Consider the following 19,063-nt stretch of genomic DNA (forward strand, 5'->3'; position numbering starts at 1 on the left):
AAGCGATTCGTTCATCACCGCGATTCGGTTGTCACCGACCATGACAGTTCGAAAGTAAAATTCGATCAGGCGCTGATTCACCGTCTCGACCGGCCGTCATACGATCTTCTGTACCGATTTGCCGCCGAACACCAGCGGCGGGATCGGTGATCGGCGGTACGTGACTACAGCAGACCGTCTCACTCGAGGCCGTCAGTCCTCGTTGGTCGTGATATCCGCCGACAGGCCCTGTGCCATCTCGATCTCTTCCGAGTTGTTCATCGTCCACGCCGTTCGTTCCGTGACGGCCTCGATGGCCTCACGCGCACTCGGATAGCCGTTGCCGGATTTCTTCACGCCGCCGAACGGGAGCTGTACTTCCGCGCCGATACACGGGAGGTTCGCATACGCCAGTCCGAGGTCAGCCCGGTCGCGGAAGGCGTTGAGTTGGCGGTAATCCTCCGAGATGATCGCACCCGCAAGTCCGTAGGGCGTGTCGTTGTGGACCTCGAGGGCGCGATCGATGTCGCCGTCGTACTCGAGTAAGGCGACGTGGGGGCCGAAACACTCCTCGTTCAGACAGCGCAGGTCGGGATCGTAGTCAATCTCGTAGACGAAGGGGCCGACCCAGTGGCCGTCTTCGTGGCCGTCGGGGATCTCGTCGGCCTCGAGTTCGAACCGGTTGACGAGGATGTCTGCGCCCTCTTCGCGGGCGAGTTCGTTGTGGGTGCGGATCTTCGCGACGTGGTCGGCCTCGATCGCCGGTCCCATGAACGTCGACGCCTCGAGCGGGTCGCCGACAGCGATATCCTCGGCGATCTCGACGAAACGCTCTTTGAACTCGTCGTAGACGTCGGTGTGGACGATCAGGCGCTCGCTCGAGACACAGCGCTGGCCGGTGGTCTTGAAGCTGGACATAACCGCCGAGTGGACGGCGATGTCCAGATCCGCGTTTTCGGTGACGATGATCCCGTTTTTGCCGCCCATCTCGCAGGCGGCGAGTTTGCCGGGTTCGCCACCGACCTTGCCGGCGATTTCGTGGCCGACCTCGGCGGAGCCGGTAAAGAGAACGGTGTCGACGCGTTCGTCGTCAGTGATCGCCGCGCCGGCGTCGCCGTAGCCCTGAACCATGTTGAAGACACCGTCGGGAATATCGGCGTCTTCGAACATCTCGGCGATGATCTGGCCACACCACGGCGTCTGCTCGGCGGGCTTCCAGACGACAGTGTTGCCCTCGACGAGCGCGATGGCCATATGCCAGAACGGGATCGCGACTGGGAAGTTCCAGGGTGTGATACAGCCGATTACACCCCGGGGCTTGCGGCGCATGTAGGCGTCTTTACCCGCGATTTCGGAGGGCACGATGTCACCGTGGGGGTGGCGGGCATTTCCAGCGGCCCACTCGACCATATGCCAGGCCTCGGTGACATCGGCTTTCCCCTCGGAAATCTCCTTGCCACACTCCTTGCTGACGATCTCGCCCAGTTCCTCGTGGCGATCGCGCAGTTCGTGGTAGATTTCCCAGAGGTACTCCGCCCGATCGATGTATGACAGCGAACGCCAGTCCTCGAACGCCTCCTGGGCGGCCTCGAGGGCAGCGTCGACGTCGTCTTCGGTTCCACGCTGGAACGTCGAAAGCGTCTCGCCGGTCGCCGGATTCTCGCTTTCAAACGTCGCAGAGTCGCTCGCATCGGTCCACTCGCCGCCGATATAGTGGCCGGATACTGCTGCTGTCGTTTGCTGACTCATACCAAACTAGACGACGAGTATCGTGAAAACCCTGCTGGTGGTTTACACGAAACACAACAGGGCGGTCACGTCTCCTCGTTGTCGGCTGCCAGCTCGAGTTCGGTCCGGAGCCCCATCGAATCGAACTCGTGATCGGGTCGCAGCCGGATGAAGTCGAGAAACCGCCGCGCCGAAAGCAGTTCGTCGGCGGTGTAGACGTCTGCAGCCGCGTCGACGGCGTCAAACGCACCGATTCGTGGCTCGAGAACGGCCAACGCACAGGCGAGATCGTACGCTGTGGTTTCGGCGACGCGGTCATCGTGGACGCTGGTGGCGTCGATAAAATAAAATTCGTCGTCACACAGCAAGATGTTCTCCGCACGCAGGTCGCCGTGGGCCATCCCGTGATCGCGCAACGCTGCCAGCATCTCGAACAGTTCCGTCGCTCGCTCGGCGACGAGCCAGTCGGGAGCGTCATCGAGCGTTCGAAACTCGGGCAGGTACTCGAGGACGAGGACACCCAGCCCGTTGACTTCGAAGGCGTCGATCGGCTGTGGTGCGTTGATACCGATCTCGCGCATCTGCTCGGTCGCCTCGTACTCGTGTTCGACCATCTCGCGTGGCGTGTCGAACCGGCCGAAAAAGCCGCCGGTGCCCGCCGACACCGCACCGACGTTGCGTCCAGTCGTCAACACGTCGTGGACGAGCGCGTTCTGTCTCGAGACGATCTTGACGAACCACTGCTCGTCGATCACACAGGGCGTCGACAACCAGTTGTCGGCCTCGAGAAACTCGACGCGGATACACTCTCGGTTGTAGCGATCCGCCAGCGTCTGCATCACGCGCTCGAGGCGGTCCCACTCGACGGTTCCTCGTGCGAGCCGGCGGATATCCATACGTCGGATGTGAGTGCCTGGGGGTTAAATGCGTCCCGAACTGTCGCCATCGAAACGTGTCGGTCGGTGGATCAATCGATACCTGGCTGAACGCTGCGAGACAGTACGCCAATCCCGACAACCACTCTCACGGATTGTGGCTGGGATCCAGAGCAGTATTGTTATCAGCAATGCAACTGAATAGTCGCCCAGTTATGGACGCGATCGACGACTTGAGTGACGCACTCGAGACGACGCGAAATCTCTTGACACCGGTCCGGCTCGGGATCTGGGTCAAACTCGCAATCGTCGTCTTCTTCGTGAGCTCACTCGGCATGGGTGGGCCGACGGTGCCCGGTGGAGACATCACGACGTTCGCCGACGAGCCGGGAATCGACGGAACCGAGGAGTTCGAATCGGAGTTCGGAGAGGAGTTCCCAGTTGAGGAGTTCATACTGGGGCTGCTCGTCATCGGCGCCATTGCGCTGGTGCTTTGGCTGCTTTACTCGGTTATCAGCGCGGTCATGGAGTTCGTCTTTATCGAGTCGTTACGCTCGAGTGAGGTCCATATCCGACGGTATTTTTCGGCAAACATCGGCAACGGGCTCCGGCTGCTCGTCTTTCAGCTGGGGGTGATACTCGTCACTGGTGCCTTGGCGAGTGCACCCGCGGCGCTCGTCTTTGTGCTGGGTGATTTCGGTGACCTCTCGGTCGGGCTGATCGGGCTGTACGCGCTGTACGGACTCGGGCTGTTTCTCATCTACTCGGTGATCCAGCGTTTTACCAGCGTGTTCGTCGTCCCGGTTATGCTTCAGGAAGACCGCGGTGTGCTCAGCGCCTGGAGTCGGTTCTGGTCGACGTTTACGGCCAACTGGACGGAGTACGTGGTCTATCTCGTGTTAGTCTGGATCCTCTCGATCGCGATTGCGATCGCCGCCTGGTTTGTCATCGCGTTCGGTGTGCTGGCACTGCTGATCCCGTTTGTGATCGTCATCGTCCTGTTGGTCTTCCTCGGAGAGATCGGTGTGTTACTGGCGATCCCCGTCGGCCTGCTGGCAGTTGTGTGCATCCTACTGTTCATCTCGCTCGTCTGGACGCCGATTGAGACCTACTTCCAGTACTACGCGCTGTTGTTGTTAGGCGATACGAACGCCGACCTCGATCTGATCCCGGAGCAGCGAGCCGCAGTGCGATCCGACGGCGGTGCCCTGACTGACCGAGACGATGACTGGAACGGCGACGACGGAGATGGGCGAGAGAACCGCGACCAATCTCGGAACGACGGCTGGTCGACAGACGACAGTGCCTCACGGAACGACGACCCGGACGACGAGTACGACCCATGGGATACCGACTCGAGTTCGTGGGACGACGACACCGACCGCGACGATAATCGGGGCTGGTAGCGACCGAACCAGTGTCATTGGGCCAGTATTTTTCAGACAGCTACCGTGTCGCCCACTGACTCGAGCGTACGACCGACCGCTCAGGGTGACACGATAGCCATCGATCACGACCGAGTTTGGCGGTGTGCTTATTCCGCTCGTTGGTGACAGTGCGGTATGGACACGGCGCTTCCCGACGAACACCGTATGATTCGGGAGACAGTCCGGGATTTCTGTGACACCGAAATCGAGCCGATCGCCCAGGCGATCGAAGACGAGCATCGGTTTCCAGCCGAGATCTTCGACCAGCTCGCCGAGCTGGATATAATGGGCGTTCCCATCGACGAGGCGTACGGCGGCCTCGGCGGTGATACGCTCATGTACGCACTCGTCGCCGAAGAGCTCGGTCGAGTCTCGGGGTCGATCGGGCTCTCCTACGTCGCGCATACGTCGCTGGGATCGAAACCGCTCGAGCTGTTCGGTACCGAAAGCCAGAAAGAACGCTGGCTGCGCCCGCTTGCGGAAGGCGAGACGCTCGGCGGCTGGGCGCTGACCGAACCGGACAGCGGCTCCGATGCGTCGGATATGGACACGACGGCGACGAAAGACGGCGATGAGTGGGTGCTGAACGGCACCAAGCAGTTCATTACGAACGCCTCGGAAGCAGGCTCGATACTCGTCAAGGCCGTCACCGACCCTGACGCCGGCTACGGCGGGATCTCGACGTTTATTGTCGACCCCCGAACGGACGACGGGTTCGAGGTCACGACGATCTGGGAGAAACTGGGGCTGAACGCCTCGCCAACCTGTGAGATTCGCCTCGAGAACGTTCGACTTCCCGAAGATCGCCTCTTGGGCGAGGAAGGCGACGGCTGGAGCCAGACGAAACAGACGCTCGATGGTGGTCGGATCTCGATTGCCGCGCTTTCGACCGGCCTTGCACAGGGGGCCTACGAGCACGCGAAGGCATACAGTATGGAGCGCGAGCAGTTCGGACAGCCGATTTCGACGTTCGATGCCATCCGAAACAAAATCGTCGACATGCATCGCAAAACCGAGCGCGCACGGCTGCTCACACACCGTGCTGCTCATACGTACGACAACGGTGAGCCCGTTACCCGCGAGTCCGCACTCGCGAAACTCGACGCCAGCGAGGCTGCTCGCGAGGTCGCTGAAGACGCCGTGCAAGTGCTTGGCGGCTACGGCTACACCACCGACTTCGCACCCCAGCGGTTCTATCGGGATGCCAAGCTGATGGAGATTGGTGAAGGAACCAGCGAGATCCAACAGCTCGTGATTAGCCGGGAGCTCGGCCTCTCCCCGAATTAAATCGTATGCTCGTACTCGTCGCCGGCCTCGCACTCGTCGGCTTCGGTGTCGCCGGACTCCGGTATGCACCGGCCATCGTCACAGCCCAGCATCGACAGGGGATGGCACCGCTCGAGGGTGACGAAATCGACGAAACAGATCGGATTCGAGCCACGAAGTGGGTCGGAGCCGTCTTCGTCATCGGTGGGCTTGCCCTCCTTGGCTACGGCATAGGGGTCGTCTGAGTCGAGTACCGATGGCGTCTGCAGCGTCAGCTACTCGAGTGTCCCCAGGAGGCCATCGTCGTCGTCGCTGTCGTTGGTCTCATCACCGTCATCCTCATCGTCACCGTCTGTCTCGCCATCCTCGTCAGCATCCTCATCGCCACCGTCTGTCTCGCCATCCTCGTCAGCATCCTCATCGCCACCGTCGTCGCTCGATGCAGTGTCGTCCAGCTCGATGTCCGTCGTGACGCCCTCCATCAGTTCGAGAATGTTCGACTGTTCCACGCTGCGAACTTGCTGGGGATAGACACCGATGGTCACGAGCAGGTCGTCGCCTGCTTCGACGGCCTCGCTGACGTGGAGATCGACCTCGAGGGAGTGACCGTCGAACGTCGCATCGGCGCTGAACCGCGACCGGGTCGTTGTCTGCTCGAGGATCGTGATATCTGCGGTCTCCTCGTTCGTGATGTCGCTGATATCGTCGTAGTTGTCCTCGACGAGTGCAACGAGTTCTTCGGCATCCATCTCTTCGACGGGATTGAAGTTCCGGCCTGCGGCCCCGATCTGTGGCGTCGTCAACACCATGAAAACAGCACCGCGCTGGCGACCGAGTGGACCCATGTCGACCGCCTTCTCGTGTTCGGTGAGATAGTTCGTGACGGCAATCGTCTCCGAGGCGGCTCCGACACCGACGTCTTCTTCGACAGTAAGCGGCTCGACATCGGTCTGGTCGTACCCCGTCTCCGACCGAACGCTCGCATCAACGCCGGCCGGCGACGACTCGTGGACGTCCATACCGAGGGTACCCAGACAGCCCGCAAGCGCCGTGAGTCCGAGGCCACCAAGGCCACCGAGCACTGCTCTTCGATTCATTTTCGATTGAATCTCTCTTGAGTTCGTAAATGGTTGTTGCTTCTCTAAGAGAGTGTTCGGCGACGATCCATCACTTCGCTGTCGTCTTCGAACGATGTCGAGGGGTTAGCGTCGGAAAAGACCAAGAATTCCCGACCCGACTGACGGCCCGGGATGGCGATCTGTCCGTCGGCGATGTACTCGAGTCAGATGCAACACCGTCACGTACCCAACAGCGCCAAGCACGATGGCGACGACGGCGTTTCCAAGGAGGAGTTGCTGAACCCCAACCCATGCAAACTCGGTCGTCGTTGCATCCCGTGAGCGAACCGAGTTCGACCCCAGTAAAAATGCGCCGATCTGAAAACTCGCGAGGTAGACCGCTGGCTTGACAAACGGGTTGAGGACGATGACGGAGGCGAAAATCGCTGGCTTGCTGATCCACGACCACAGCGAGATGAAGACGAAAAACAGGCCGACACCGACGCCACCGGTTGGCAGTGCGGTGACGAAAATGCCAATAGCGAAGCTCGCAGCGATCTGCCGTGGCGTCCGTTCCTCACGAAACGCAGCGAGGAGTTTCCGGCGAACCCGGTCGCGATACCGAGCGAGACGTTCCCCTACAGTCACTCTATCCGTGGGTTGCCAGCAACCGGCAAAAGGATATCGAGTTCGTAGATGAATAGTTACGCAACGAGTGTTTTGCCGTCTCAAGCGAGGCGCTGTCAGCGACGTCTCACCAACGAGTCAGGGGAACGAGCCGGCTTCCTCGAAGGCATTGGCGACGCGACCGATCGCAACCACATACGCCGCGGTCCGTGGGTTGTCGAGATCGTGTGCCTCGAGCGTCTCGACGAGGGCGTCGAAGGCGTTGACGATGAGTTCCTCGAGTTCCGCGTTGACTCGCTCTTCGGTCCAGTGGAACCGCTGGCGGTTCTGAACCCACTCGAAGTAGCTCACCGTCACCCCACCAGCGTTGGCGAGGATGTCCGGAATCACGAAGACGTCTTTGTCCTCGAGGATGGCGTCGGCTTCGGGGGTCAGTGGCCCGTTTGCAGCCTCGGAGATAACGTCTGCCGTGACTTCCTCGGCGAGGTCGGCATCGATCGCGTTCTCGAGGGCAGCGGGAATCAGCAGGTCGACATCCATCGTCAGAATGTCCTCGTTCGTCACTTCCGTTTCACACTCCTCGTAGCCGACGATGCTACCGGTCTCGTTTTTGTGGTCTTTGGCCGCAACCGGGTCAAACCCGTCCGGATTGTAGATCCCGCCACTCGAGTCACTGGCTGCGACGACAGTCGCCCCCATCTCGTCGATCAGTTTGGCGGCGATCCAGCCGGCGTTGCCGTAGCCCTGCACAGCGACGGTTGCGCCCTCGAGATCCTTGCCGAGATAGTCGAAGGCTTCGCGGGCAGCGATCACTGTCGAGCGGCCGGTTGCCTCGACGCGGCCTTCACTGCCACCGCTGGCGATGTTTTTACCCGTGATGACACCTGGCTCGGTGGTGTTTTCGAGTGTTTCATACGTGTCTTTGATCCAGTTCATCTCCCGCTGGCCCGTGTTCACGTCGGGTGCGGGAATGTCGCGGTCCACGCCGATCATCGGGCGCAGTTCCTTCGCGAAGGCACGAGTGACGCGCTCGAGTTCGGCCTCGGAGTACTCATCAGGATCGATGATGATTCCGCCTTTGCCGCCACCGTAGGGGATGCCGACGGTCGCACACTTGTAGACCATCCAGCCCGACAGCGCCTTCACTTCGTCACGGGAGACCTGTGGGTGGTAGCGAATGCCGCCCTTGTACGGTCCGCGATCGCCGTTGAACTGCGAGCGGAACGCCTTGAATCGCTCGAGGTTGCCGTCGTCACGCTCGATCGTGAGGTTCGTCTCGAGAACTCGCTCCGGATGTTTGAGCCGCTCGATCACGTCGTCGCCGACGTCGAGATGAACAGCTGCCTCGTCGATCTGAGACTGGAGACTTTCAAACGGGTTTGCTTCGCCAGACATTGAGTATGCCTTCCAAGGAAACCAAAATAAACGTGACGAATGCTATTCATAGTGCATAATATTCAATATAAGGTATTCAGAGGCAATTATATTTTTCCAAACTGTCGACGTCGATTCGGGTGGGAACACGGTGTTAATCGCTGGTCTCAGTGATCACTCTCAGGCCACGTCTCGGCTGCAACGGCCCGCGAGCGGATTCGTTCAGCCTGTGCGATCAACGGCGCATCGATCATCTCGCCATCGACTTCGAAGACGCCTCGACCCTCGGCATCCGCAGTCCGCTTGGCCTCGAGAACCTTTTGGGCCCACTCGAGGTCGTCTGCCGACGGTGTAAACGCCGCATTGATCGGGTCGACCTGCGCGGGATGGATCGCCAGTTTGCCGTCGTAGCCGAGCTGGACCGAAAACGCAGTATCCTCACGCAGTTGTGCTTCGTCGCCGAAATCAGTGACGAGGGTGTCGATAGCCCCACACTCGTGTGCAGCGGCAGCGAGGACGATACGTTCGCGCGCGTAGAGGACCTCCGTTCCCTCATCTGTACGGGTCGCACCGAGATCCGCCGAAAGATCCTCTGCACCGAAAACGAGCGCATCAGTCGCCTGAACGGCCGCGATCTCCGGTGCAGCGAGGACGCCCGCAGCGCTCTCGATTAGCGCAAACACGGGAAGTGAGACGTCATAACCCGCGAGTTCGTCCACGAGTCCCCGGACGTCTCCCGGCGAGTCGACTTTCGGCAACATCACGCTATCGAGCCGAACGTCGCCATCGACATCCTGCAACAGTGCCTCGAGGTCGGCCGCCACAGCCGACTCGGTCGCGTTGACGCGGACACAGACCTCACAGTCCGGATCGAACGCCGGATCAGCGAGAACTGTTCGAACAGTCTCACGTGCATCGGCTTTCTGTCCGGGCGCAACTGCATCCTCGAGATCGAAAACGATCACATCCGCCCCTGCAGTGGGCGACTTGCGCATCATCTCCGGACGATCCCCTGGCGTGAACAGAATGCTTCTCCGTCCCATACATCATGTCTGTGAGCCATTACTATATACTGTTGGACGGACCACGTGACCGAGTTTCGAGACGGACGCCGCCGTCGCCATGTCGACGACTCAAACTGGTTAGAACGGAGGTGTAGACGGGACCCCTCGTTCAGAGTGAAAAATGGTTCGGTCTACGTTGGCCAACAGAAGCGACCAGCTGGGCAACGTCGAGTCGGTCGTGTAGTCTGACTCGAGTCAGAACGCTGGAACGGAGAGACCCGTCGTTCAGAGTGAAATCGGATCACGGGTCCGCCTTTCGGTTACAGAGCAGAGCGGTGGCATGGACACCGCAGGGTAAGCCTCGAGGTACTCGCCCTGCCCAGTCTGTCGAATAGCGCAAGACCCCCACCCCCTATTCAGAGTGAAAACGGAGTACACGTGGGTTGGGGGGCGGCGAACCGTATGCGGAGATGATATTTACTACAGATTGGTTGTGAAAATAAGAGTGGCTGTAGATAAGGGATGAAATTGCCTTTATCGTAAGATATAATCGTACTATACTAGCTAGGTAGGTAGTTCTAGAAAGAGAATGAATGAGCTAGCGATCCAACAAGCAAAACGTGGCGTCGTAGTCAGTGACTCGTCCGAAGTGGGCTGTTTTCACTGCTTCCCGCTCTATCGTCTCATACGACGACGTTAGCTCATCATCCGACACTGCTCTGGACCATCACCTTCCACCACGATCTTCTTTTGACCCTCCCCCCACCGTCGTTCGCACTTTCACTCTGAATGAGGGGTGTGGGGGTCCGACACGAGCGTTCCACGAAGCGTGCACTACAGTCTGCATCCGGGGACTCTGTAGGGAAATCGAAGACAGCCGAAACATCACGTCTTAAAACGTCTACCTGATCGTTATCAGTCTGAACTACCTTCCATAGTTTTATTATGTATGTCTCGAAGAACGGAGACATGGCTGAACAGGCAGGGGACCCGCTTTTCCAATCTCACGATCCGATCTTTGATCGGAAGGAACTCCTCCACGTCGGTCACGTTCCCGACGAAGACCGGATTGTCGGCCGGGACGACGAGATCCAGTCCGTCGCCGCCGAAGTCGGTGCGATCACGCGAGGCGATCCACCCAACAACGTGATGATCTACGGGAAGACCGGCACTGGAAAGAGTCTCATCTCTCGACACGTCGCCACTCGAGCACAGACGGCCGCTCGAGACAACGAGATCGACTGTGGCGTGCTTTACGTCGATTGCTCCGAAGCGAACACAGAAACGCGCGCGACGCGCCAGCTCGCGTTGAGTCTGAAAGATCAGACTGGCTACCAGGAGAACATTCCGCTACGAGGTGTCGGGACGATGGAGTACTACCAGCATATCTGGGGAATCCTCGAGGACTTTTTTGACGCCATTATCGTCATCCTCGATGAGATTGACAAACTGGACAACAGTAATATTCTGATGCAACTCTCACGGGCGCGTGAAGCTCAGAAGACGGACGCTTACATCGGCGTGATCGGCATCAGCAACAAGGTCAAATACCGAGAGACGCTCGACGAACGCATCGACAGCAGCTTCGGCCACCGAGAGCTGTTCTTCCATCCGTACGATGCCTCACAGCTCCGGGAGATCATGCGAAACCGCGAAGATGCGTTCCAGCCCGAGGTCTTAGAAGACGGGACGATCGAACTCTGTGCAGCACTCGCTGCAAAAAAGCATGGTGACGCCAGAAAGGCGATCGAGATCCTCAAAGAGGCCGGCGAACTCGCTCGTCGCACTGGCTCGGAAACTGTCTCAGAGAGCCACATCCAGCAGGCCCAGGAGGTCGCCGAGATCAATCGAATCGAAGAGCTCACCAGCGGGGCGACTGTCCACGCAAAACTCGCCCTCTATGCGCTGGCAAGTCGGATCATCACCGGCGACCGCGAGACCCACAAGACACGGGAGATCTACGAGCGATACGTCGGGATCTGCAACATGGTCACGACCGATCCGATCACTGAAAACGGACTGTATCGGCAGCTCAAAGAGCAGGCCTTCCTCGGCGTTATCGAGTCTGAAAAAACCGGTGGAGGCCGCTCTCAGGGGAGTTATCTCTTACATCGCCTCGTCACTGACCCGAAACACATTATCAAAGCAGTCCGCCGGGACGACTCACTCGAGGAGCTTCCGACGTACGACCAACTCACTGAAACCGGACCCGCAACGAACAACCGCGACGTCGATCTCTCCTCGTTTTCCTGACCCGCCGACTGGGAGCGGGCACGCCTCTTGGACGTCGGATGACTCGTGGTGTCGTTTCAGTCTGAACGAGGGGTGTGGGCGTCGTTTGCTACACCGAGATCAAACTGCTCGTTTCGCGACTATGGCCAGAGCCCACGCACGTCGTGTGCATCGGCGATCCGTGACAGCGCCACGATGTACGTCGCATCGCGCCAGGTGACGTCGCGAGCGTCGTACTCCTCGCGGATGGCGTTCCACGCCTGGAGCATCTCGTCTTCGAGTTCCTCATGAACACGCTCGAGGCTCCATTTGCGACGGTTGATGTCCTGGAGCCACTCGAAGTAGCTCACCGTTACTCCACCGGCGTTGGCGATGATGTCGGGAATGACTGGGATTTCTCGTTCTTCGAAGATCTGGTCGGCCGTCGAAGTCGTTGGTCCGTTTGCGCCTTCGACGATCAGGTTCGCACTGACATCGCGTGCGTTCTCGGCGGTTAGGACGTTGCCGATCGCGGCCGGAATAAGGACGTCGACGTCGAGCTCGAGTAGTTCGTCGTTCGACAGCGTTTCGGGGGCGTCGTAACCCGAGACCATGCCTGGGGTTTCGTCGTGGTCTTCGACGTCGGTCGTGTCGAGGCCGTCGGGATCATAGATCGCGCCATCAATATCGGAGACGGCAACGATCGAGGCCCCGAGATTATCGAGATAGCGGGCCGCGTTGGCACCGACGCTCCCGAACCCTTGGACGGCGACAGTGGTGTCTTCCATGTCCCAGTCGTAGTACTCGATCGCCTCTCGAGCGACGATGCCGACGCTCCGACCGGGTGCTCGCTCTCGGCCGTAGGAGCCGCCGACGACTGGCGGCTTGCCAGTGACGACACCGGGCTCGGTCTCGCCCTGTTGCATCGAGTAGGCGTCCATGAACCACGCCATCTCCTGGGGACCGGTCCCCATGTCCGGCGCGGGAATGTCTTTCATCGGGCCGATCACGGGGCGGAGTTCCTCCGCAAGCCGGCGGGTGAGCCGCTCGGTTTCGTCCTTGCTGAGCTCTTTCGGATCAACGACGACACCACCTTTCGCACCACCGAATGGAAGGTCCATCACAGCGCACTTCCAAGTCATCCACATCGAGAGACCGACACACTCCTCTTCGGTTACGCCAGGATGGTAGCGCAGGCCGCCTTTGTACGGCCCACGGACGCTGTCGTGGTGGGCGCGATATCCCGTAAACATCTCACGGCTTCCGTCATCGCGCTCGAGTGGGATCGTCACGCGGTAGACGCTCGTCGGATGTCGCAGTCGCTCGACGATTCCCTCGTCGACGTCGAGATGGGCAGCTGCGCGCTCGAGTTGGCGACGGGCTGTTTCAACGGCACTCTCCGGTTCCGGCTCCGATGTGGGCTCAGTTGTTGTCATAGTATTGCCGTAGAGATTCCGCCCGAAGCGAGGGTCACGGTAGCCCTCTGTTGACAGCCGTTTTGAACGCGACGACTGTCTCGGGTACTGGGAAGCTGTTTTCCCGCGGCAGAGATAATGTTTGCTACTTCACTCGAGTTCGTGCAATATTTGCACACCACACTCTCTCGGCATGGTATTATGCAACAATTTCGAGTTGGCACCGCGCGACAAAGGGAGATGTCGAACGTTCGAACCGAGGCTCATCCTTGGCGACCTCCCGCGAGCGAGCAGTATGCTTTTGCCGTCGCTGTGTGACCTCGAGCGTATGAGTGGACTGGAAACCGACGGCGACCTCGAATGGCTGTCCCTGGATGCCGACGAGTCGGTCCGCTGGGCCGGCGGGCCGGATCTGCGGACGGTTGCACCGACGGCGTTGTTACTCGCGTTGCCTGTGCTTGCACTCGCAGTCGTCCCGTTCAATACGGTTGCCGGACTGGCACTCGTCGCAGTGCTCGGAGCGGTGACGGTTCCGATCGTCGGCTGGGCTGTCCTCTGGATTCGGAGCACGGACTACGTCGTGACCACATCCGGTCTGTACGAGAAACGCGGCGTGTTCTCGCGGGATGTCAAGCGGATCGACTTCGAGAAGGTCCAGAACACCTCCTACAGCCAGAGTGCACTCGGTACGCGTTTTGGCTATGGGCACGTCGAAATCAGCTCCGCCGGCGGTGCGGGTGTCGAAATGCGGTTTCGATCCGTTCCGGAGCCACGAGCGGTCCAGCAGCTGATCAGCAGTCACGTCTCCCGCGGGCAGGCCACTGACCGCTCTAAGACGGCCAACGCAACCGATGCGGTCCTCGAGGAGATCCTCGTCGAGTTGCGAGCAATCCGGACGGCACTCGAGGACGGCGCTGGCGATGCGGAGTCCGTCGAGACGCGCTCGAGCACACAGTCGGACGACAGCGTCCCTCTCGAACACGAGTCGGCTGACAGCAATTCGTGAGCAGTGGTGGCACGTATCAAGCCGACTCTCTCTAAAGGAGTAGGGCTGAGCGAGACTGGGACCGACCGATCCAGAAACGCAGGCTCTGGGTATTCGTCCGATCAGATCGCCGTCGAGATCATATAGACGTTGATACAGACGGCCGCTGTCCAGGGGAGCGCAAGCCCTGCGGGAACGATCGGTCGGTAGGCTGGAGGGAGCATCGGCCGACAGATCAGTCCGATAGCGACTGCGATGCCTTTGAGAGCGAGCATGCCAGCCAGCCCGTAGCCTTCGATTGCACTCCTGGCGACCGGGTTCGATTCGGCCAGTCCGAGGTGTAAACCGACGAACGTCGTCACGATGTCACCGACCAGCGATAGCGCGACGAGGACCCACAGAAGTCGCTCGAGGACGGCTGGAGAGAGGTCACGAAGCAGTTCGGTGTGGAGAGAGGCCCCGCTGAAACTCATACACTCCCCGCCGGAGTCGAACCGGTCGTTACGTAACCGTCGGGAGTGGTGTCCGCAGGTGACGGTTCCACCACTCGCGGTATTGTTATGTCAGGCGTAGCGTCTCACCACCTCTCGTAACACGTTGGTAACCACCGTGGAATGGTCCTCGAAGGGGCGTGACTGATCCGGCTGAAAACGACGGCCTCGAGAGCGTCAGTATCTGATTGCGATCGGTAGTGGGTGGTAAACCGGGTGCGAACAGCTGAGTAACGGGGATGGCCTCGACCGGCCCCAATCGAGGCTGTGGCCATAACGGCTGTCGGGACAGGGTTAGCCGACCGGCGGGTTGTAACGACCTGTTCGTAAAACCTGACACTCCCCATCACTGTTGATTACCACCTGCCGCTTAGCGGATTCGTATCTTCCACGTAATATATAACGCGTGGCACCTGCAGGCACAATGGCTTTGCTCGATTTCGTCTTCGTATCCGACAGCTATAGACGCTCCCGTGTCCGTGGTCCGTCGCTGGACGATACGGGTGAATACACCGTTATAAATCACTCTCGCGGTATGGAAGACACACACACCGAGTATCTCGTTTCCCGGCTCGCGACGATTCGTGACCGGCTCGAGGCGGGCATGGACCGTCGCGAATTCCTTCGGACCCTCGTTACTGGCGGCTACGCGCTTGGTGTTGCCCAGTTTCTCGGCGTCGACGATTTCCTTGCAGCTGATGACGGCGAGGTTCCAATCGTTACCGCACTCGTCAGGTCCGACCCCGACGACCCGTGGTCACTCGAGGAGCGGACGCGGTACGTCCCCACGTCGTGGTATGCATCTGTTACGAAGGCCTTCGAACTGAACGACCTGCTGGCGCGAACAGCATTTACCGGCTATCTCGGGAGTGCAGTCGTTCCCGGATCGTACGATCGTGGGACTGCATCCGTCTCTGTCGGTATCTCGAGCGGTCTCGATTCGTTCCGAGACACGTTCGATGGACTGGTCGACGACGTCTCACTCGATATCGAGACGATCGTCGATATCGACGGCATCGAAGACGGACACGAGGGCTTCGAGCCGCGGTTTATCGACTCGGCCTCGAGTGGGGATATTCCAAGCGGCATCGCCTGTGAAACACCGGGGAGCATTGCGACGCTCGGCCCTGTTCTGTACGATCCGGACACCCGACAGGAGTTTTTCGTGACGGCCGAACACGCGTTCGAGGACGGAGCCGATCCGGACAGTGATCGACTCTCACTGCCGGTCGATGGAGCCGACACTGTCGAACTGGGAGCCGTCGAGCGCGCTCATCCGGTCGAGGATATCGTCGCTGTTACTCCCGGAAACCAATTCAGACCCTCGAACACGATCGACACACCCTCACCGGCTCGCGTCCGTGGTCAGCTCACCCGACTCGGACTTGCTGATCTCATCGCTCGTGGCGAAGACCTCGAGAAGGTCGGTGCCATGACTGGGCATACGACCGGGACGATTCAGGGTATCGACGCGGTTACCTGCTTTACCGACGAGTTCTGTCGACGCGGTCAGATTCGCTGGGGTGGGGAAATGGATCTGACTGACGGCGACAGCGGATCGGTGAGCTATCATAACGACCCCGAGGGTGCCGACGAGGACGTCCTCGTTGCAGGCTTCAACAATGCCCGTACGTGGTGGCCAGGACAGAGCTACGTCTGGGGAATTGGCGCCTACAAACTGACCGAAACCTACGGATATCACTTCTGACTCATGGACGACGACCACGATCCGACACACGAAAGCACCACCAACTGCGACCTGAATCAGCGCCGTCCGTTCCGGCCTGCCAGATACTCGACCGGCACACCAATGTTCGTTCACCGACCACACCGCGGACAACCACCACGCCGATGAGTTCCGATACTGCTGACAGCCCCGGCCGGGCTGGCGGCACGATAAAATCGGTTGCAAACACCACTGCCCGACTCGCGATCGACCTGCTCGTCATTACCGGCTGGGTCATGCTTCTGACGCTGTTCTTTCTGCAGAACGCGTGGCCACGGTGGGCGTTTTACGCACTGCTCCTCCTCGGGATCGGTGTCTACGTCACCGTAACCGCAGCATGGCGCACCAGCGATTCCGACGAACCGACTGCCTAGAGTAACAACTGAACCGACTGACACACGCATTGTACTGTCCGCAGTTCTCGCTCGAGAAGAAAACTCGACGACGAAACGATGTCACCGATGCCGACAGTGCCTGCAGGATCGTCGACGACGCGATTAGGACAGGCAACGACCGCCGGCGTACAAGAGGAAGCCGTCGTCGGCCGTCTCGTCGACGTGCTTAGGGGTGAGATTGTGATAAGCCGCAAGCAGTGCCCCATCGACGACCGCGCCGACCTGATCAATCATTTCGTCGAGCGCACCCGCGTACAGGTCGAACTCCGGCGGCCTCGAGGCGGCGATGAACCTCTGTATCGCTTACGCGAGTGCGGCCTCGAGGCGGTCGATCAGGCTCGTGTTACCGACGTGGACCGGCACGCGCTGGTGAAGGTCGGTCGCCTCAACCTCGAGGATCGAGTACTCGCCGTTCGAGGAGCGGCCGCCGGCAGCCTCGATGACGTAGCCGATCGGGTTCCCCTCGAACTGCAAGCGGAGTTTTCCGTTTGGGCTGTCCTCGAGGGCAGGGTAGGCAAAGATGCCGCCGTAGGTGAGGACCTGGTTGACGTCGCCGATCATTGCGCCACCGTAGCGGAGCTTGTGTTGTGGGTTGGACTCGACCTCGCGGACGTACGCCTCGAAGTCATCGGGCCAGTCGGGGACGCGTCCGCCGAAACCGTAGGTGATCGGATCGTCGGGAAGGGTCACGTCGTGCTCGACGACCGTCCGCTCACCCCCGGTGAGTTCGTACTTCGTGACCGTCTCGTCACGGGCGTACACCATTGTCGTTATCGGACCGTAGAGCACGTATCCCGCCGCAACGAGGGCAGTTCCCGGGGCGGGGAGTGGCTCGTCATAGATGCCGAACACCGTCCCCATCGTGTTGTTCGACTTGAGATTCGAGGAGCCATCGAGTGGATCGACGGCCACGGAGAGCCCGTCATCATCACAGTCGATGATCTCCGCGCGCTCCTCGCTTGCGTACTGGGAAACGCCGTCGATCGACGACAGTCGCTCCGCGAGCAGGTCGTCAGCCCAGACGTCTGCCTCGGCCTGGGTCTCGCCGCTGGGGTTTTCTTCGTCGGCTTTCCCCCGTCGACCGACCAGTCCCTGTCGGATCTCGGTCGCCGAGCGGCTGATCGTCGCGACGATGTCCTCGACTGGGTCGGACACCGTCATTCCTCGAGTGCGGCGTCGGCGGTTTCGCCCTCGTAGATGACCTTCTCCAGCGCGTCGAGCAGCTGGGTCGGGTCCTCGCGCTGCCAGACGTTACGACCGACGGCGAGTCCGCTCGCACCGGCGTCCATCACGGCCTCGACCGTCGAGAGGAACTCGTAGTCGGAGGTCTTCGAGCCGCCGCTCATGACGACGTTCATGTCACCGGCAGATTTGACGGCGTGGGCCATCGCCTCCTTGCTGCCGGGGTATTTGACTTTCGCGATATCGGCACCGATCTCGAGGGCGATACGGGTCGCATAGGAGATGGTGCTCGGCTTGGTGTCGTTTTTCAGCCCCTGTCCGCGTGGGTACGACCACATGACCATCGGGAGGTCGTACTCGCGGCCCTTCTCTTGGGCGTCGCGGAACTCCTCGTACATCTCGACTTCGTTGTTCGAACCGCTGTAGACGGTAAAGCCGAGCGCGTCGGCACCGAGTTCGGCGGCGTAATCAACCGAGCAGTTGACCGGCGAGTCAGGCTCGCCCATCCAGAGGTTCGACGTGCCGTTGAGTTTGAGCAGGAGGTTGACGTCGTCCTCGTAGCTGGGATAATAGCCCTCAGCAACCCCTTTCTGGACGGCCATCGCGGTGACGGCGTCGTGCGTCGCCGTCTCGAAGACCGTCGATGGGTCGAGTTTCTCCGGTACTTCCTCGAAGTCGACCGGACCGTGTTCTAACCCGTGGTCCATCGCGAGAATCAGTGACTTGCCGTCGCGAACGATCGGAGAGTCGTCGATCGGAATCATCTGTTAGTCGGTCCAACTGGCCGCTATAAATCTTTGATGGTCCGAGTTACCAGAATTACGTACAATAGTAGTAGTAAACACCGTCTCTGACCGGAAACAGGACAGCGGTTCACAAACTGAGAGACAGGGAGTGGTCTCCTCGAGCCACGGACGAAAAGGCCCATTAGTCTGCCAACACATCACTCATGTATGGGACTTGGCAGCACTGCAAAGAAAATTCAGGGCCTTTCCGACCGTGCCGAAGCGATGTACAAGCAGGTACAGCAACTCCAGCAACGGATCATTGGACTGGAAGAAGAGATGGACGACACCCATGAGACGGTCAAGCGCCTCGATCATCAACTCACCGAACAACGAGCACTCCTGCTTGCGATCGCTGCAGAACAGGGGCTTGACGGTGAGGAAATCCTCGCGGAAGCAGCGATCGACGAAGCCGAACTCGAGGACGATGAGACCGACAGCGACGCGACGGAGTCAACCGACACGATCACGGAGGCCGACGCGAGCGACACACCGGCTAAGTAGCGTTCTCCGCCGTATCTCCCCAGACAGTAAC

19 protein-coding genes and 1 pseudogene are annotated in these 19,063 nt (G+C 60.0%); 8 read left to right on the forward strand and 12 right to left on the reverse strand.

The genetic code is table 11. The features are described from left to right. Nucleotides 1-192: 192 nt before the first annotated feature. Nucleotides 193-1,728, reverse strand: coding sequence for an aldehyde dehydrogenase family protein (locus DV706_RS01390; RefSeq protein ID WP_006067952.1), 1,536 nt, complete (start codon nt 1,726-1,728; stop codon nt 193-195). Between the two features lie 65 nt (nt 1,729-1,793). Next, entirely contained in the window at nt 1,794-2,603 is an 810-nt protein-coding gene (locus tag DV706_RS01395) for an RIO1 family regulatory kinase/ATPase domain-containing protein (RefSeq protein ID WP_006067953.1), read from the reverse strand. Between the two features lie 194 nt (nt 2,604-2,797). Between DV706_RS01395 and DV706_RS01400 the strand changes: the two genes are divergently transcribed. The 3 genes from DV706_RS01400 (at nt 2,798) to DV706_RS01410 (ending at nt 5,520) form a co-directional block, all read left to right on the forward strand. Then, entirely contained in the window at nt 2,798-3,988 is a 1,191-nt protein-coding gene (locus tag DV706_RS01400) for a DUF7544 domain-containing protein (protein ID WP_136350763.1), read from the forward strand. 156 nt (nt 3,989-4,144) lie between these two features. Further along, the gene (locus DV706_RS01405) at nt 4,145-5,296 is read left to right on the forward strand and encodes an acyl-CoA dehydrogenase family protein (RefSeq protein WP_006067955.1); all 1,152 of its coding nucleotides are present in this window, start codon (nt 4,145-4,147) and stop codon (nt 5,294-5,296) included. Nucleotides 5,297-5,301: 5 nt separating this feature from the next. Then, nucleotides 5,302-5,520 (forward strand): hypothetical protein, encoded by a 219-nt coding sequence (locus DV706_RS01410; RefSeq protein ID WP_006067956.1) that lies wholly within the window; start codon nt 5,302-5,304, stop codon nt 5,518-5,520. Nucleotides 5,521-5,550: 30 nt separating this feature from the next. Here the strand turns inward: DV706_RS01410 and DV706_RS01415 are convergent, their stop codons facing one another. The 4 genes from DV706_RS01415 to DV706_RS01430 all read right to left on the reverse strand — a co-directional run bounded on the left by DV706_RS01415 (nt 5,551) and on the right by DV706_RS01430 (nt 9,377). After that, nucleotides 5,551-6,372, reverse strand: a complete 822-nt coding sequence (locus tag DV706_RS01415) for a DUF6517 family protein (protein ID WP_006067957.1) — start codon at nt 6,370-6,372, stop codon at nt 5,551-5,553. A 105-nt stretch (nt 6,373-6,477) separates the two neighbouring features. After that, nucleotides 6,478-6,981, reverse strand: coding sequence for a DUF2062 domain-containing protein (locus tag DV706_RS01420; RefSeq protein ID WP_006067958.1), 504 nt, complete (start codon nt 6,979-6,981; stop codon nt 6,478-6,480). 117 nt (nt 6,982-7,098) lie between these two features. Then, nucleotides 7,099-8,355: a Glu/Leu/Phe/Val family dehydrogenase gene (locus tag DV706_RS01425; RefSeq protein ID WP_006067959.1), complete on the reverse strand. Its 1,257-nt coding sequence runs from the start codon at nt 8,353-8,355 to the stop codon at nt 7,099-7,101. Between the two features lie 146 nt (nt 8,356-8,501). Continuing rightward, a complete protein-coding gene (locus DV706_RS01430; protein WP_083902078.1) occupies nt 8,502-9,377 on the reverse strand; it encodes an HpcH/HpaI aldolase/citrate lyase family protein in 876 nt (291 codons plus the stop codon). A 930-nt stretch (nt 9,378-10,307) separates the two neighbouring features. Here DV706_RS01430 and DV706_RS01435 point away from each other — a divergent pair. Next, on the forward strand, nt 10,308-11,591 hold the full coding sequence (locus DV706_RS01435; protein ID WP_006067961.1) for a Cdc6/Cdc18 family protein: 1,284 nt from the start codon (nt 10,308-10,310) through the stop codon (nt 11,589-11,591). A gap of 119 nt (nt 11,592-11,710) precedes the next feature. On the opposite strand, the gene gdhB is transcribed toward DV706_RS01435, so the two are convergent. Continuing rightward, the gene (gdhB, locus tag DV706_RS01440; RefSeq protein ID WP_006067962.1) at nt 11,711-12,985 is read right to left on the reverse strand and encodes a glutamate dehydrogenase GdhB; all 1,275 of its coding nucleotides are present in this window, start codon (nt 12,983-12,985) and stop codon (nt 11,711-11,713) included. A 307-nt stretch (nt 12,986-13,292) separates the two neighbouring features. Here gdhB and DV706_RS01445 point away from each other — a divergent pair, with 307 nt between their 5' ends. After that, the gene (locus tag DV706_RS01445) at nt 13,293-13,970 is read left to right on the forward strand and encodes a PH domain-containing protein (protein WP_006067963.1); all 678 of its coding nucleotides are present in this window, start codon (nt 13,293-13,295) and stop codon (nt 13,968-13,970) included. Between the two features lie 101 nt (nt 13,971-14,071). On the opposite strand, the gene DV706_RS01450 is transcribed toward DV706_RS01445, so the two are convergent. Further along, nucleotides 14,072-14,422, reverse strand: a complete 351-nt coding sequence (locus DV706_RS01450; RefSeq protein ID WP_006067964.1) for a DUF5658 family protein — start codon at nt 14,420-14,422, stop codon at nt 14,072-14,074. A gap of 553 nt (nt 14,423-14,975) precedes the next feature. Here DV706_RS01450 and DV706_RS01455 point away from each other — a divergent pair. Together DV706_RS01455 and DV706_RS01460 are read left to right on the forward strand one after the other, a co-directional pair. Beyond that, nucleotides 14,976-16,148, forward strand: coding sequence for a hypothetical protein (locus DV706_RS01455; protein WP_006067965.1), 1,173 nt, complete (start codon nt 14,976-14,978; stop codon nt 16,146-16,148). Nucleotides 16,149-16,291: 143 nt separating this feature from the next. Further along, nucleotides 16,292-16,540 (forward strand): hypothetical protein, encoded by a 249-nt coding sequence (locus DV706_RS01460; protein WP_006067966.1) that lies wholly within the window; start codon nt 16,292-16,294, stop codon nt 16,538-16,540. Here the strand turns inward: DV706_RS01460 and DV706_RS22455 are convergent. From DV706_RS22455 to DV706_RS01480, 4 genes and pseudogenes are all read right to left on the reverse strand, one after another. Continuing rightward, the gene (locus DV706_RS22455; RefSeq protein WP_136350765.1) at nt 16,537-16,767 is read right to left on the reverse strand and encodes an ADP-dependent glucokinase/phosphofructokinase; all 231 of its coding nucleotides are present in this window, start codon (nt 16,765-16,767) and stop codon (nt 16,537-16,539) included. The genes DV706_RS01460 and DV706_RS22455 overlap by 4 nt on opposite strands. Next, nucleotides 16,715-16,855 (reverse strand): annotated as a pseudogene (locus DV706_RS01470) (ADP-dependent glucokinase/phosphofructokinase); the annotation flags it as partial. The pseudogene DV706_RS01470 and the gene DV706_RS22455, both read right to left, overlap by 53 nt. Before the next feature lie 9 nt (nt 16,856-16,864). Then, nucleotides 16,865-17,722, reverse strand: a complete 858-nt coding sequence (locus DV706_RS01475; protein ID WP_006067968.1) for a class 1 fructose-bisphosphatase — start codon at nt 17,720-17,722, stop codon at nt 16,865-16,867. Then, nucleotides 17,719-18,507: a class I fructose-bisphosphate aldolase gene (locus DV706_RS01480; RefSeq protein WP_006067969.1), complete on the reverse strand. Its 789-nt coding sequence runs from the start codon at nt 18,505-18,507 to the stop codon at nt 17,719-17,721. The genes DV706_RS01475 and DV706_RS01480 overlap by 4 nt, the downstream gene beginning before the upstream one ends. Before the next feature lie 189 nt (nt 18,508-18,696). Between DV706_RS01480 and DV706_RS01485 the strand changes: the two genes are divergently transcribed. Next, nucleotides 18,697-19,032 (forward strand): DUF5798 family protein, encoded by a 336-nt coding sequence (locus tag DV706_RS01485; protein ID WP_006067970.1) that lies wholly within the window; start codon nt 18,697-18,699, stop codon nt 19,030-19,032. Nucleotides 19,033-19,063 lie beyond the last annotated feature (31 nt).

Source organism: Natronorubrum bangense (genome assembly GCF_004799645.1).
Lineage (GTDB): Archaea > Halobacteriota > Halobacteria > Halobacteriales > Natrialbaceae > Natronorubrum > Natronorubrum bangense.